The sequence below is a fragment of the Corynebacterium sp. UMB9976 genome (assembly GCF_030212265.1).
Lineage (GTDB): Bacteria > Actinomycetota > Actinomycetes > Mycobacteriales > Mycobacteriaceae > Corynebacterium.
Genome location: NZ_JASODY010000001.1, coordinates 287,475 through 301,772, shown reverse-complemented (window position 1 = coordinate 301,772; position 14,298 = coordinate 287,475). Strand labels below are relative to the sequence as shown.

Annotated in this window: 13 protein-coding genes; 10 read left to right on the top strand and 3 right to left on the bottom strand. The window is 65.9% G+C overall.

Annotation, left to right across the window (positions count from 1 at the left end):
• Window positions 1–59: 59 nt before the first annotated feature.
• From QP140_RS01390 to QP140_RS01370, 5 genes are read left to right on the top strand one after another with little or no spacing between them, the layout of a single operon-like run.
• Window positions 60–2,519 (top strand): DMSO/selenate family reductase complex A subunit, encoded by a 2,460-nt coding sequence (locus tag QP140_RS01390; protein WP_284757656.1) that lies wholly within the window; start codon window positions 60–62, stop codon window positions 2,517–2,519.
• Window positions 2,520–2,542: 23 nt separating this feature from the next.
• Window positions 2,543–3,184, top strand: coding sequence for a DMSO/selenate family reductase complex B subunit (locus QP140_RS01385; protein WP_012360075.1), 642 nt, complete (start codon window positions 2,543–2,545; stop codon window positions 3,182–3,184).
• A 4-nt stretch (window positions 3,185–3,188) separates the two neighbouring features.
• A complete protein-coding gene (locus QP140_RS01380; protein ID WP_070758866.1) occupies window positions 3,189–4,160 on the top strand; it encodes a dimethyl sulfoxide reductase anchor subunit family protein in 972 nt (323 codons plus the stop codon).
• A complete protein-coding gene (locus tag QP140_RS01375; protein ID WP_148812343.1) occupies window positions 4,160–4,765 on the top strand; it encodes a TorD/DmsD family molecular chaperone in 606 nt (201 codons plus the stop codon). The genes QP140_RS01380 and QP140_RS01375 overlap by 1 nt, the downstream gene beginning before the upstream one ends.
• A complete protein-coding gene (locus tag QP140_RS01370; protein WP_148812341.1) occupies window positions 4,746–5,609 on the top strand; it encodes a 4Fe-4S dicluster domain-containing protein in 864 nt (287 codons plus the stop codon). The genes QP140_RS01375 and QP140_RS01370 overlap by 20 nt, the downstream gene beginning before the upstream one ends.
• 175 nt (window positions 5,610–5,784) lie before the next feature.
• On the opposite strand, the gene QP140_RS01365 is transcribed toward QP140_RS01370, so the two are convergent.
• Window positions 5,785–6,171: a DUF2631 domain-containing protein gene (locus QP140_RS01365; RefSeq protein WP_148811632.1), complete on the bottom strand. Its 387-nt coding sequence runs from the start codon at window positions 6,169–6,171 to the stop codon at window positions 5,785–5,787.
• Window positions 6,172–6,300: 129 nt separating this feature from the next.
• On the opposite strand from QP140_RS01365, the gene dxr reads away from it, so the two are divergent.
• The 3 genes from dxr to ispG all read left to right on the top strand — a co-directional run bounded on the left by dxr (window position 6,301) and on the right by ispG (window position 10,171).
• Entirely contained in the window at window positions 6,301–7,494 is a 1,194-nt protein-coding gene (gene dxr, locus QP140_RS01360; protein ID WP_284757648.1) for a 1-deoxy-D-xylulose-5-phosphate reductoisomerase, read from the top strand.
• Window positions 7,479–8,882, top strand: coding sequence for a M50 family metallopeptidase (locus QP140_RS01355; protein WP_284757646.1), 1,404 nt, complete (start codon window positions 7,479–7,481; stop codon window positions 8,880–8,882). The genes dxr and QP140_RS01355 overlap by 16 nt, the downstream gene beginning before the upstream one ends.
• A gap of 128 nt (window positions 8,883–9,010) precedes the next feature.
• Window positions 9,011–10,171 (top strand): flavodoxin-dependent (E)-4-hydroxy-3-methylbut-2-enyl-diphosphate synthase, encoded by a 1,161-nt coding sequence (gene ispG, locus QP140_RS01350; RefSeq protein ID WP_012360082.1) that lies wholly within the window; start codon window positions 9,011–9,013, stop codon window positions 10,169–10,171.
• A gap of 72 nt (window positions 10,172–10,243) precedes the next feature.
• Here ispG and QP140_RS01345 read toward each other — a convergent pair whose 3' ends face one another.
• Together QP140_RS01345 and QP140_RS01340 are read right to left on the bottom strand one after the other, a co-directional pair.
• The gene (locus QP140_RS01345; RefSeq protein WP_284757643.1) at window positions 10,244–11,017 is read right to left on the bottom strand and encodes an ABC transporter ATP-binding protein; all 774 of its coding nucleotides are present in this window, start codon (window positions 11,015–11,017) and stop codon (window positions 10,244–10,246) included.
• Between the two features lie 97 nt (window positions 11,018–11,114).
• The gene (locus QP140_RS01340; protein WP_284757641.1) at window positions 11,115–12,122 is read right to left on the bottom strand and encodes an ABC transporter permease; all 1,008 of its coding nucleotides are present in this window, start codon (window positions 12,120–12,122) and stop codon (window positions 11,115–11,117) included.
• A gap of 115 nt (window positions 12,123–12,237) precedes the next feature.
• Between QP140_RS01340 and QP140_RS01335 the strand changes: the two genes are divergently transcribed.
• Together QP140_RS01335 and QP140_RS01330 are read left to right on the top strand one after the other, a co-directional pair.
• Window positions 12,238–13,584 carry a sensor histidine kinase gene (locus QP140_RS01335; RefSeq protein WP_148811638.1) on the top strand — a complete coding sequence of 449 codons (1,347 nt, stop codon included), beginning with the start codon at window positions 12,238–12,240 and terminating at the stop codon, window positions 13,582–13,584.
• 50 nt (window positions 13,585–13,634) lie between these two features.
• A complete protein-coding gene (locus QP140_RS01330) occupies window positions 13,635–14,285 on the top strand; it encodes a LuxR C-terminal-related transcriptional regulator (RefSeq protein ID WP_284757743.1) in 651 nt (216 codons plus the stop codon).
• Window positions 14,286–14,298: the final 13 nt, after the last annotated feature.

The window sequence follows — 14,298 nt, the reverse complement described above, 5'->3', positions numbered from 1 at the left end:
GCATTCTCGGGATTGCTAAAATCCGGTTAAGAGTCCATAGGTTTAGTGAAGGCGTTCAATTGGCTAATCTTAATAAAGTCACTCGTCGGCGTTTTCTCGGCTGGTCGGCCGCGGCTGGCGGTGCCGGCGCCCTGGTCGCCTCGGGTGCGGGCGACGCACTGAGCAAGCAGTTCCTCGGCATCCCGGCGATGGGCCAGGAAGAGGCCGATGAGAAGATCGTTTGGTCCGCCTGCACCGTGAACTGCGGCTCGCGCTGCCCGCTGCGCCTCAAGGTGAGGGACGGCCAGATCGTTCAGGTCATGGCCGATAACACCGGCGACGCGGAGCTGGGCACTCAGCAGATCCGCGCCTGCGTCCGCGGCCGCTCGATTCGGCACCGCATCTACAACCCGGACCGGCTGAAGACCCCACTGAAGCGTAAGCCAGGCACCAAGCGGGGCGACGGCGAGTGGGTCGAGATCTCCTGGGAACAGGCTCTCGACGAGATCGCCGAGAAGATGACGGAGATCAAGTCCACCTACGGCAACGAGGCCTTCTACCTGCAGTACGGCACCGGCGTCATCGGGGCGACGATCGCGCGTTCCTGGCCGCCCGTCGAGACCCCGTTCGCGCGCCTGATGAACCTGTGGGGCGGCTACCTCAACCACTACTCGGACTACTCCACGGCTCAGATCACCTCGGCCTACCCGTACCACTACGGGGAGTGGGTCGGGTCGAACTCCTTCGACGACGTCGCGAACTCCAAGCTCCAGGTCATGTTCGGCAATAACCCGCTGGAAACCCGCATGTCGGGTGGCGGGGAAACCTTCGTGACTCAGAAGATCAAGCAGGAGCACGGGGTCAAGACCATCGTCATCGACCCGAGGCAGTCCGAAACCTCCGTCGCGCTCGCCGATGAATGGGTGGCCCTGCGCCCCGGCACCGACGCCGCGCTCGTCGCTGGGCTCATCCACGTCATGCTGACGGAGAACCTCCAGGACCAGAAGTTCCTCGACAAGTACACCGTCGGCTTCGACGAGCACACCTTGCCCGACTCAGCGCCGAAGAACTCCTCCTATCGCTCCTACGTCATGGGTAAAGGCCCCGACGGTATTGAAAAGACCCCACAGTGGGCGGCGAAGGTCACCGGTGTGCCGGCTGACCGCATCACCCAGCTGGCGCGCGAGATCGCCCAGGCCAAGCCCTGCGCCATCACCCAGGGCTGGGGGCCGCAGCGCCACGCCAACGGCGAGAACCAGGCCCGCGCGATTTTCCTGCTCGCAGCCGTCATCGGGCAGATCGGCATCAGGGGCGGCGGCACCGGCGCGCGCGAAAGCTCCGCGAACCTCGGCATGGCAAGCCCGTTCAACACCCAGCACGAAAACCCCATCGAGACCGCGATCCCGGTCTTCGGATGGACCGAGGCCGTCGAACGTGGCGAGGAGATGACCGCCACCCGCGACGGCGTGCAGGGCAAGGACAAGCTGGACGTCCCGATCAAGATGATCTGGTCCTACGGCGGAAACGCCAATACCAACCAGCACGGCGACCTCAATCGCACGATCGAGCTGCTGCGCAGGGAGGACAAGGCGGAACTCATCGTCGTCAGCGACATCCAGATGAGCGTGTCCGCCCGCTACGCCGACTACGTCCTGCCGGATGCGTCCACCGCCGAACAGGAGGACGTCATCCAACAGGGCAGTGCCGGAAACATGGAGTACACGATCCTGGCCTCCAAGGCCATCGAACCGATCCACAACACCAAGCCGATCTACGAGGTCTGCGCCGAGCTGGCCGAGCGCCTCGGGGTGGGAAAGAAGTTCACCGAGGGGCGCACCCAGGAGCAGTGGGTCAAGCACACGATCGCGGAATCCGCCCGCGAAATTCCGGAGCTGCCGAGCTACGAGAAGCTCAAGGAGATGGGCGTGTGGAAGCGGGCCGGGGAGTCGGTGATCCCGCTGAAGGAGTTCCGCGAGGACCCGGCAGCCAACCCGCTCGAAACCCCGTCCGGGCTGATCGAGATCTACTCCGAGGAACTCGCGAAGCTACGCAAGGAGTGGGAATTCCCGAACGCCGCCCCGGGTGATGAGATCACCGCGCTGCCGGAACACGTCGACACCTGGGAAGGGCCCGCGGAGGCGCACAAGGCCTACACCAGCGGCGGCAAGTACCCGCTGCAGTGCATTGGACACCACACGAAGGGCCGCACCCACTCGTCTTACGGCAACGTGGACTGGCTCCGGGACGACGCCCACCCCCAGGTGCTGTGGATCAACCCGCTGGACGCCCGCAAGCGGGGCATCAAGAACGACGACGAGGTCTACGCGTTCAACGACCGCGGCAGGATCAAGTCCGTCGCACGGGTCAGCCCCCGCATCGCGCCCGGCGTGATCTCCGTTCCCCAGGGGTCCTGGTTTGCGCCGGACGCCAAGGGGGTGGACGCCGGAGCCAGCGTCAACACGCTGACCAGTTGGCATCCATCCCCGCTGGGCAAGGGCAATGCCCAGCACACGACTCTCGTTGAGGTTGAGAAGGCCTAAGAAAGGCCGAAGGTAAGGAAAACATGGCTAAGAAGAACGCTTCCCAAGAAAACCAGCGGCTGGGTTTCTACTTCGACCAGAGCTTGTGCAACGGCTGCAAGGCCTGCCAGATCGCCTGCAAGGACAAGCACGACACCCCGCTGGGCACCAACTGGCGCCGGGTCGTGGAGTACTCCGGCGGGGACTGGAACCTCGCCAACGGGGTGTTTAACCACGACACCTTCACCTACTACACGTCGATCTCCTGCAATCACTGCGAGGACCCGATCTGCGCGAAGGTCTGCCCGACGACCGCGATGCACAAGGGGGAGGACGGCATCGTCACCGTCGACCCCGACAAGTGCATCGGCTGCCGCTACTGCGAGTGGGCCTGCCCTTACTCCGCGCCACAGTTCAACCCGGAGACCAAGCAGATGAGCAAGTGCGACCTGTGCGCCGACCTTCGTGCGGAGGGGGAGGAGCCCGCGTGCGTCACCGCCTGCCCGTCGCGTGCCCTGGACTGGGGCCCGATCGACGAGCTGCGGGAGAAGTACGGCGATATCAGCGCCGTCGCACCCCTGCCTGATCCGAGCATCACCAAGCCCAACCTCGTCATTCGCCCGCACCGCGATGCGAAGGAGTGGGATACCAATCACGGCGAGATCATGAATCGCCAGGAGATCTAGACCAGTGTTTCTGCAGGAATGGCCGCTGACCTTCTTCACGATCCTGTCCCAAATGGCCGTGGGCGCGTTCATCATCCTGGGGCTCATCCAAGTCAGCTCCCGACGGAGGGTCGGGGCAGTGGCCGATAAGGACCGCGCCGAGGCCAAGGCGCAGGCATTGGAGCGGGTCTCGGATGCCGCGCTCTACGCGATTGGCCCGTTGATGGTCGCCGGCTTTATCGCCGCGTTCTTCCACCTGGGCAACCCCATGAACGGCATCAACGTGATCCGGGGCGTGCCGAGCTCCCCGCTCGCGCAGGAAGTCATGATGGGCGTGGGCTTCGCCGTACTGGGCTTCGCCTTCGCCGCCACCCAATGGTTCCACTGGGGCAGCTCACGGCTGCGCTTCGTGCTGGCGATCGTCACCGCGCTGTGGGGCCTGGCCTTCGTGTGGTCCATGGCGCGCCTCTACATGCTGCCAACGATCCCGCATTGGGATCACTGGACCACCCCGGCGCAGTTCTATGTGACCACCTTCTTGAGTGGCGCACTCGCGATCGGCACGGCCCTCGCGTGGTTCCCGAAGTTGCGGGATAAGCCCTGGCTTAACAAGCTCATGCCCGCCAACCGTCGCCCGGCAGACATGAGCGATGCCCACGTGGACTACGTCAACCGGCTGGTGCAGCGCTCGCTGCAGGGCATCGGCGTGCTCTCCGTTTTGCTGCTCCCGATCGAGCTCTTCGTGATCATCTTCGCCTATAGTCGACCAGATTCGGTCAACCCCGCGGCCTTCGCCTTCCCGACCGGGTGGTTCGTCCTGCGGCTGGCCCTGCTGATCATCGGTGCTGGGCTGATGGGCCTATTCCTGGCGCGGACCAAGAGGGACGACATCAACCTGCTGCTCACGCTGGTGATGACCAGCTACATCCTTGTGACGATCTCTGAGGTTATCGGCCGCTTCATCTTCTACGGCGGCATGGACAGGATTGGGATTTGATGGGCGCCGAGCAGGACCTGGCGGCCATCTCGGAGGCCGCCTTGGTGGTCTCCCAGCTTTTCCTGGCTGCCCCGAACCCCGAGCTGCGCGGGGCGTTGCAGGACGACGACGCGCTGGCCGAGTGGCCGCTGACCGACCCCCAATCCCAGCGGGGGATCGCGATGCTGCGCGAGGCGGTGCGGGAGGGCAATCTGGATAGCCCGGATTCCCTCCAACGTGACCACCTCTACCTCTTCACCGGGATCGGCAAACCGCTGGCTCAGCCCTTTGAGTCGCCGTACCTGTCGAAGGAGGGGTTGCTCTTCGACGAGCAGACGGTTGCCGTCCGTGAGGCTTATGCGGCTCACGGTCTGCGGGTACCAAACCCCCGGGTTCCGGATGATCACATCGGCTACGAATTTGCTTTCGTCTCCCACCTGGCAGGGCAGGCCGCTGGAGGCAACGCCGGAGCGCTGCCAGCCTTGTACCGCTTCGTGAGTGAGCACCTCGGGTGCTTCGCCGGCGACGTGGCTGAGGGGCTCCGGGAGCACGCCCAGACCGTGACCTACCGTGCCCTGGCTGAGCTGAGCGAGGGAGTGCTGGCCCATGTCCGAGCCGAGCGCTAAGCCTGAGCTCTTAAGCGCCGACCAACGCCATCGGCTCTACCGGTGGGCGCGAGACATGAACCCCGACGTTGTGCTGGTGTGTGCCGAGGCCCAGCTACCGCGCTTCCCCCGGAACCACAGCCCCGTCCTGTTGCCAGGCTGCGCGGGTGAGGATCCCTCGTTGGCCGCTGCGTTATTGGCCTGCGGGGCGAAGCGGGTGCGCGTCCTGCCATGCCGGGAAGCCCACCCGGAACGCTGCGCGGCGGGTGCGGAACTGGTGGAAACCCCGCAGGCGCGGGTGCTGCGCGCGGCCGAGTACCTGGATGCAACTCAGGTGCCGGTGTCCCGGCGGGCGCTGATCGGGCTGGGGGCGCTGGGGGACGGGGAGATCGTGGTGGATCCGAACGCCCCGACGATGATCCGGCTCGCCCAAGCGCACCAGGTGTTGGGAACCCAGCCCGACACCAGCATTGAGCTGGACGCCCCGCGGCTGATCGCCTCCGGTTGTCAAGCATGCGGGGTGTGCACCCAGATGTGCCCGAGCTCTGCCCTGGAGCTCACGGTTGTGGATTCGGTGGCCAGCCTCACCCAGAACCTCGCCGCCTGCACTGGGGAGAATACTTGTGTTGCCAGCTGCCCCTACGGCGCATTGAGCAGCAGCGGCCAGCTGCAGCTCGCCGACCTGGTCGACGGGGACATACGCGAAATCACTAGATTCCCGGTCTGCCAGTGTCGCCGCTGCGGGGCGGATTTCCCGGCCCGGGAAGGGGAGGACGGCACGGCGAAAACCTTGTGCCCAACGTGCGAGCGCACCACTGCCGACCCGTTTTCCTCCTGGCTGCCTCCCGGCTTCACCCTCGACTAGCGTACGGGGGCGTTTTCACGGCGCCGCGGCGCCGGGAATTATCGCCGGGCCACGGCGTGAGGGCGTTCGGTGGCGCTAGCGGAACCCGTGAATGCAGCGATGGCCCCGAACCACTTCTGGTTCGGGGCCATCGCTTGTGCCAGACGCCTGGCGTGTCGCTAATGGGGTAGCTGCGCTACTCCTTGATGTTCAGCGCCAGCTTCTCCTCAGGGGTGAGGTCCGCGTACACGCCGGTGTTGTTGAGCTGGTCTGCAGTCCAGTTCGGCTCCACGTGGCCCTGGGCCTTGTTGCGTGCGGTCACCGTGGTGCGCTCCTTGGCCTTAGGCTCGAACGCGAACCATGCGGTACCGACGAGGATGAAAGCAGCCAGGGCGATCAGCCAGATGTTCTCGACGTTGCCCTCGTGGTTACCAACCAGCATGAACACCAGGAATCCGACGGAAATGAGGCCGGACAGAACGACGGCGCGCTTGCTCAGGGCGCTCCAGCCCCAGCCCGCGGATGGTACATCTTCGGTCGAAATGCCGTTGAAAACTTCAACCTTTGCTTCGTGGTGAGCCACGGAATCCTCCTGACGTCTGATCAGTTAATCACACTCATCTTGCCATAGATTTCACAGAATGTAGGTATCTCCACACGCCATACAGCCCCTACTCGGGTGTAGGAGGCTTCGCCCCCGGCGGGTTAGGATATGGCCATGACTTTCGACAAGACTCGCGTGGTGATTCTCGGGAGTACTGGATCCATCGGTGTCCAGGCCCTCGAGGTGGTTTTCGACAATCCCGAACAGTTCGAGGTGATTGGGATTTCGGCCCACGGCAGTAAGCCCGAGTTGCTGTTGGAGCAGGCCCAGAAAATCGGTCTGCCCGGCGAGCGAGTCGCGGTGGCCTCCGACCGAACCGCCGATTTCGTCGAAGCCCAGCTCGGCGGCCACTGCATTCGTGGCCAGGACTCCGCCCGCGACCTGGTGGAGGAGCTCGGCGATCAGTTGGAGAGCACGGACGTGATCCTGAATGCCCTGGTTGGCTCCCAGGGGCTCGAGGCGACGCTGTCCTCCCTGGGTACCCAGGCGCGTCTCGCGTTGGCGAATAAGGAGAGCCTCGTCGCCGGCGGCCAGCTGGTGCTGGACGCAGCTGATGAGGGGCAGCTCGTCCCCGTCGACTCCGAGCACTCTGCGATGGCACAGTGCCTGCGCTCCGGGCGTCGCGACGAGGTGGCCACCCTCGTGCTGACCGCCTCCGGCGGGCCGTTCCGCGGCTGGACCCGCGAGCAACTGGAGCCAGTTACCCCGCTCCAGGCGGCCAGCCACCCCACCTGGTCCATGGGCCAGATGAACACGCTGAACTCCGCAACGATGGTGAACAAGGGCCTGGAGCTGATCGAGGCCTGCCTGCTGTTCGACATGCCTTCCGACCGCGTGGAGGTCACCGTTCACCCGCAGTCGATCGTGCACTCGATGGTGACCTTCCGCGACGGCTCCACCATCGCGCAGGCATCCCCACCGTCCATGAAGCTGCCGATCAGCCTCGCGCTCGGCTGGCCGAACCGCGTCGCCGGGGTGGGGCAGCCGCTCGACTTCACGCAGGCCGCCACCTGGGAGTTCGAGCCACTCGACGACGAGGTATTCCCCGCGGTGGAGCTGGCCCGCGAGGCAGCGAAGGCGGGCGGGGTCATGCCCGCGATCTATAACGCGGCGAACGAGGAAGCTGCGATCGAGTTCCTCAACGCGAATATGGCCTTCCCCCGCATTGTCGACACGGTTGAAGCAGTGATGTCCGCCTCCGGTGCAGCGTCCACCCCGACGTGCCTGGAGGACGTTTTGGAGGCCGAGCGCGAGGCCCGCGCACTGGCACATGAGAGGATGCGCCCGTGGCTTTTGGGCTAGGAGTACTGCTCTTCGCCTTCGGCATCCTGATCAGTATTGCGCTGCATGAGGCGGGACACATGTTCGCCGCCCGCGCCTTCGGCATGCGGGTGCGCCGATACTTCATCGGTTTCGGTCCCACCCTGTGGTCCACCGCGCCGAAGGATAAGGGACGGGGCGTTGCCACCGCGGGAACAGCGGACGTCGACGTCGACGCTGCCAACGTCCCGGCGAATCCGGCCCCGCTAACGGCGGAGACGGAGGTTGCTACCGACCCGACCGGTGGCGTGCCGCACACCGAGTACGGGATTAAGGCGATTCCGCTCGGCGGCTTCTGCGAGATCGCCGGCATGACCCCGCTGGACGAGCTCAGCGAGGAAGAAAAGCCCCACGCGATGTACCGCAAGCCCTGGTGGCAGCGGGTCATCGTGCTCTCCGGCGGCATCGCCGTCAACGTGCTCGTCGCGCTGATCGTGCTCTATTCGGTGGCGAATATCTGGGGCCTGCCCGACCACAAGGCGGACATCCGCACCACCGTGCAGTCCACCCAATGCGCCCCGCCGACCCAGGACGCCGACGGCACCCTCGCAGACTGCACGGGCGACGGCCCAGCAGCCGCTGCGGGCATCACACCGGGCGATACCATCACCGAAGTGGATGGCCAGGAGGTGCCCACCTTCCCGGACTTCACCAAGGCCATTGACCAACTCGTCTCGGAGAACGCGGCTGGCGCCGGGAGCGGTGAGGCACACGCCCAGAGCCGCGAACTCAGCGTGGGCGATACCCTCACCGTGCCGATGCGCGTGCAAAACCCGGATGGCAGCGACGAGGTCAAGCAGGTCGACGTCGACATCGTGGAACGGCGCAACCAGGACGGCTCCACGAGACTCGCCGGTGCGATTGGCATCACGATCAAGCTGCCGGGCAACGTCGAATACAACCCGGCGACCGCGGTGGGAGGGACCCTCTCCTTTACCGGCTACATGGTCTCCGAGACGGCCAAGGGCTTGGTCGCGCTGCCCGCGAAGGTGCCAGGAGTGGTCGCGGCGATCTTCGGGGCCGAGCGCGCGGATGATTCCCCCATGAGCGTGGTGGGTGCTTCCCGCATCGGCGGGGAGCTGGTGCAACACGAGCAGTGGCGTTATTTCCTGATGATGCTGGCCAGCCTGAATCTCTTCTTGGCTGCCTTCAACCTGGTACCGCTGCCGCCGCTCGACGGCGGGCACATCGCAGTGGCCATCTATGAGCGCATTCGCGATGGTCTGCGCCGCCGCCGGGGTAAGGAGCCGGGCCAGCCGGTGGACTACCGCAAGCTGCTGCCACTGACCTACGGTGTGGCGATGCTGCTGATGGTCTTCGGCGCTATCGTCATCGTCGCGGATGTGATCAACCCCGTGCGGCTTTTCTAATTCGCAACTCTGTCCGCACCGCACCGGCGGGGGCGTTGCCCGTTGTCGCCGGGGCGGTATTAGGCTGTAAGGGGCACGCTGCTTGATCCGCAGCACTCTATTTTCTTCGAAAGGGGCTAGAGACCTTCATGTCCGGCATTTCTCTGGGAATCCCAGATGGACCTCCACCCACGCTGGCGCCGCGCCGGAAGACCCGCCAGCTGATGGTCGGTGACGTGGGAGTCGGTAGCGAGCACCCGATCTCGGTGCAGTCGATGACGACCACGAAGACGCACGACATCAACGCGACGCTGCAGCAGATCGCCCAGCTGACCGCGTCGGGCTGCGACATCGTGCGAGTGGCCTGCCCGAAGCCTCGCGACGCCGAGGCCCTGCCGATCATCGCCAAGAAGTCCCCGATCCCGGTGATCGCTGACATCCACTTCCAGCCGCGTTATATCTTCCAGGCCATCGAGGCCGGTTGCGCCGCGGTGCGTGTCAACCCGGGCAATATCAAGGAATTCGACGGCCGCGTCAAGGAGGTCGCCAAGGCCGCTGGGGACGCAGGCATTCCGATCCGTATCGGTGTCAACGGCGGATCCCTGGATAAGCGCCTGCTCGAAAAGTACGGCAAGGCCACCCCCGAGGCATTGGTGGAGTCCGCCATCTGGGAGGCCGGCCTGTTCGAGGAGCACGGCTTCGGGGATATCGCGATCTCCGTGAAGCACTCCGACCCGGTCGTGATGGTGGAGGCCTACCGCCAGCTGGCGGCGAAGACGGACTACCCGCTGCACCTCGGCGTGACCGAGGCGGGCCCGGCTTTCCAGGGCACCATCAAGTCCTCCGTGGCCTTCGGCGCGCTGCTCTCCCAGGGCATCGGCGACACGATCCGCGTGTCCCTGTCTGCGGACCCGGTGGAGGAGATCAAGGTCGGCGACCAGATTCTGCAGTCGCTGAACCTGCGCCCCCGCAAGCTGGAGATTGTTTCCTGCCCGTCTTGTGGTCGCGCCCAGGTGGATGTCTACACCCTGGCCGAGGAGGTCACCGCCGGCCTGGAGGGCATGGAGTTCCCGCTGCGCGTGGCTGTCATGGGCTGCGTGGTCAACGGCCCAGGCGAGGCTCGGGACGCCGACCTTGGCGTGGCGTCCGGCAACGGCAAGGGGCAGATCTTCGTCAAGGGTGAGGTCATCAAGACCGTGCCCGAGGACCAGATTGTTGAGACCCTCATCGAGGAGGCGCACCGCATCGCCGAGGAGCAGGGCATGGAGGCCGTGGAAGGGGCTTCCGCCGAGGTGAAGGTCACCCGCTAGGAGTCTTTTCCTTGATGACGACGATCGGCCCCGTCCTGCGTACGCAGGACGGGGCCGAAGCCTTATCCAGGTTTAGCGGCTCTCGGTGATCTTGCCGTCCACGAGGGTTACCACTCGGTCCAGGGTGGCCAGCTGATCTTGGTCGTGGGAGACATACAGGGTGGCCGCGTTGGACTCCCGAGCCATCTGTCGAATCAGCTCGGTGACCTGGGTCGCCGTGGTCGTATCCAGTGCCGCGGTGGGCTCGTCGACGAGCAGGAGCTGTGGGGAGTTCATGAGCGCGCGGGCGAGGTTGACCCGGGCCTGCTGCCCACCGGAGAGTTCGCCGACCTTGCGCTGCTGCAGGCCACCCAGGCCCACAGCATCCAGCAGCTCGTCGGCACGCTGGGAAGCAGCCTGCTTGGCCTTGCGCTGCAGTGGCCACGGGGAGCCCAGGTGCAGCATCGCCATGAGCTGATCCTTGACCCGCAGGGAGGGCAAGAGATTCGGCTGCTGGAAGACGATGCCGATGTGGCTGCGACGGATGCGCGCAGCCTCGCGGGCGGAGTGCCCGGTGAGCGTCATCGCCTCGGCGGGCTCGGCCGCCGTCAACACGGCCTCACCGCTCGTTGGCTCCTGGAGGCAGCCAGCCACGGACAGCAGGGTGGACTTACCGGAGCCAGACGGGCCGGTGATACCCACCAGCTCGCCGGGGGCGATGTGTATGGAGACCTCATCCAGAACGCGGCGAGTCTGCGTGCCATCGGTGACCTCCAGGGTGATGGCATCCATCGTGAGCCCGGAACCGGAGCGTGCATTGCGCTTCTGCTGCAGGGCCTGGGTGCTGTGCGAGGTTGCGGTGGTCATGGTTTTCTCCTTGGAAGGCGTTGTCGGGGTGTACGTCGGGGAAGTCAGTGGAGGGGAATCGTGCGCCAGCGGGGGCGCTATCTCGCCAGAAGGATGCCTAGGCTGCGGCCATTGCCTCGCGTGGGGAGACCTTCAATACGGGGCGCAGCGAGAGCGCGGAACCTGCCAGGCCTGCGAGCAGCAGGATGCCGGCGGGCTGGAGCATCGTGGACGCGGTGAGGTCGATCGGCAGGGTGTCGGCCAGGGCGATGCCGACACCGCCAGTGACCGCGAGCCCGCCCAGGATTCCCACGGCGAGGACGACCACGGCCTGGCCCAGCGAGTCAGTGATCAACACCCGACGGGAGGCGCCCAGAGCCGAGGAGATCGCCACGCCCCGCAGGCGCTGGATCGTCCACACCATGAAGAAGGCGCCAAGCACGAGGGCGGAAATCACGTACAGCAGATTGATCATGAGGTTCAGCGAGAGCTGCTCACCGATATAGGAGGCCGAGGCATTCCACCGGTCATCGCCGCTCAGCGCCACCGTTCCCACGGGTGCCCCGCCCGCGGAATCGATCGCCTCGGCGTCCACGACGGCTGCCAGGGAATTGGTGCGCAGGCTCCCAGCATCGGCGTCAGACACGAAGATCACCGGCTGGTCGTCGAAGTAGAGGTCACGGTCGGGGCGCTCGACCTGGAAATCGCTGCCGCCCAGCGTGATGGTGCCGGGCGTTCCGGAGGTCGCGGCGAGGGCGTCGTCCTCAAACTCGGATGGAACCTGCGCAACACCGTGCGGGATATCAGGGGAGCTGAACACGGACACAGGCGTGGAGTCCACGCGCTCCCGGGCGACGACGAGCAGGGAGGCGCCGTAGTCCTCGCGCAGCGTGTCGATCTGGGACTCACTGAGGCGGGAGGAGGATAGCGACGCGGTGCCGGAGTCCTCGAGGACCAGCACCTGATCGTCGCTCAGACGGTCCTGGAGCGCGGACACCGACTGATACTTCAAACCTGCGGCGAGGGAAGCCAGGAAGGTCACCATCACGGTGATCATCGCAACCGTCAGGGTGATCAGCGCAGTGCGGCTGGGGGCGGAACGGAGCTCTTTAAGACCTTGGAACATACCTCTATGCTCGCCGGGCGGGGAGAGGAAAACATCGGCTGTGGGGGTGGACTTTGACTCATACGAAAGGATGAGTCACCCCAAAGCCCCAGGCCATGGGGGTTAGGGTGGAGGCGTGAAGGAAGACCCGCGCACCCACCCAGTCAGCTCGCAGCCTGCGACCCTCGACAAGCTCTCCCACGGCTTGTGGTTGGGCCTGCAGGTGTTGATGATCGGCCTGCTCATTCTCGTGGCCTGGCGGGCCACCCACCCGATGACCTGGGTCGGGCTGGGGGTGTTCTGGGTGATCTACTGCAGCCAACGACTCGTCACCCGCTGGGTGGGCGCGCCCACCTGGTTCGCCCTGCTGGTGGGGGCGTGGGCGGTGATGTCCGTCGGGCAGCTGGAGGGCGCATTCGTGGTCTTCCCGATGTTCTTCCTCGCCGTGTACGTGTTTAGCCCGAGGATCTCCGCGGCGGTGGTCGCCGCGCTCACGCTCGGGGTCGTGACGATGCTGGTGGGCCACATCGGCTGGAACATCGGCGCGGTGACCGGACCGACCATTGGGGCCGCAGTCGCCTGGACCCTGGGGGTCGGTTTCCAGCTGCTGCACCGGGAGGCCACCGCCAAGGCACGCGCCCTCGATGCCCTGGTCGCGGCCCGCGAAGAGGCCCTGGCCAGCTCCCGCAAGGCGGGTGAGGCCGATGAGCGGATGCGGCTGGCCGGCGACATCCACGACACCGTGGCCCAGGGGCTATCCAGTATCCACATGCTGCTCACCGCCGTGGAGTCCCAGCTGGAGGGAGCCAGCCCGGCTGGGGTAGGCGAGACAGGGGTAAGCGTGGCCGGGGGAACGCCCGATAGCGGGGGAAAGCGGCCCGCCGCCCAGCACCCCGCAGAACAGCCGGAGATCGAGGCAGTGCACCAACGGATGCTCACCCAGGTGCGGCTAGCTAAAACCACCGCCTCCGAGAACCTCGCCGAGACCCGCCGCATCATTGCCGCCCTGCAGCCCGCCCCACTAGAGGGGGCAGCGCTGCCCGTGGCCCTGGCACGGCTAGCCAGCTCCACCCCGCTCGGGGAGAAGCTGAGCTTCGAGACGGACGGCGCGCCCCGCCCGTTGCCCGACGAGGTGGAGGAAGGGCTGCTGCGCTGCGCCCAGTCACTCGTATCCAACGTGGTTCGCCACGCCAGGGCCGACCGCGCCAAACTCTCGCTGACCTTCCACCCGGGGGACGTCATCCTCGACGTCGTCGACAATGGCGCGGGCTTTGACCCCAGCGACGCCATCGACCGCGGAGCTACCGGCGGCAGCCTCGGCCTCTCAGGCGTCTACCGTCGCGTCCAGGCCCTCGGCGGCGAGATGACCATCGAGTCCGCCCCCGGGGAGGGAACCGGCATCTCGATCACGGTGCCCACGACCGGATACGATCGGGTCGATGGCGCTGGGTCGCACCCGCGCCGGGAAGGTGAGACACAGTGAACCACGCAGCACAGACCCCAGCTCGGGGAGCCCAGGGTGGGCTGAACATCATGATCGTGGATGACCACCCCGTCGTCCGTGTGGGGCTGCAGGCACTCATCGAAACCGCCGAGGACGCTGCGGGCATCGATGTCGTCGCCTCGATCGCCGACCCGGACGAGGCCGTGGTTCAGGTCCGGAAATTCCAGGGAACCGAGCAGGAGATCGACGTGGTGCTCATGGATCTGCGTTTCGGGGAGGGGCCGGCTGGCGCCGAGCTGGCGGGTGGGGTGCGCGCCACCCAGGCGATCCGCGCGATTCCCGACGGCCCCCAGGTCCTCGTGGTCACGAACTACTCCACCGACCAGGACGTCGTCGGTGCGGTGTCCGCTGGTGCGGTCGGTTACCTGCTCAAGGATGCCCCGCCGTCCGAGGTGCTGGACGGCATCCGACGTGCCGCCCGTGGCGAGTCCGTCATGGCCCCGGAGATCATGGGAAAACTCATGGGCCAGATGACCAACCCGAGCGAAGCGCTGACCCCACGGGAACTTGAGGTGCTGGCCCTGGTCGGCGAGGGAAAATCCAACCGGGACATTGCCCGTCAGCTCGTCCTCACCGAGGCCACCGTGAAGAGCCACCTCTCGCACGTTTTCCGCAAGCTGGGTGCCAATAACCGCACCTCGGCGGTGGCTGTGGCCCGCCAGCGGGGGATCATCGCCTAGCAAGGCCCAGCGA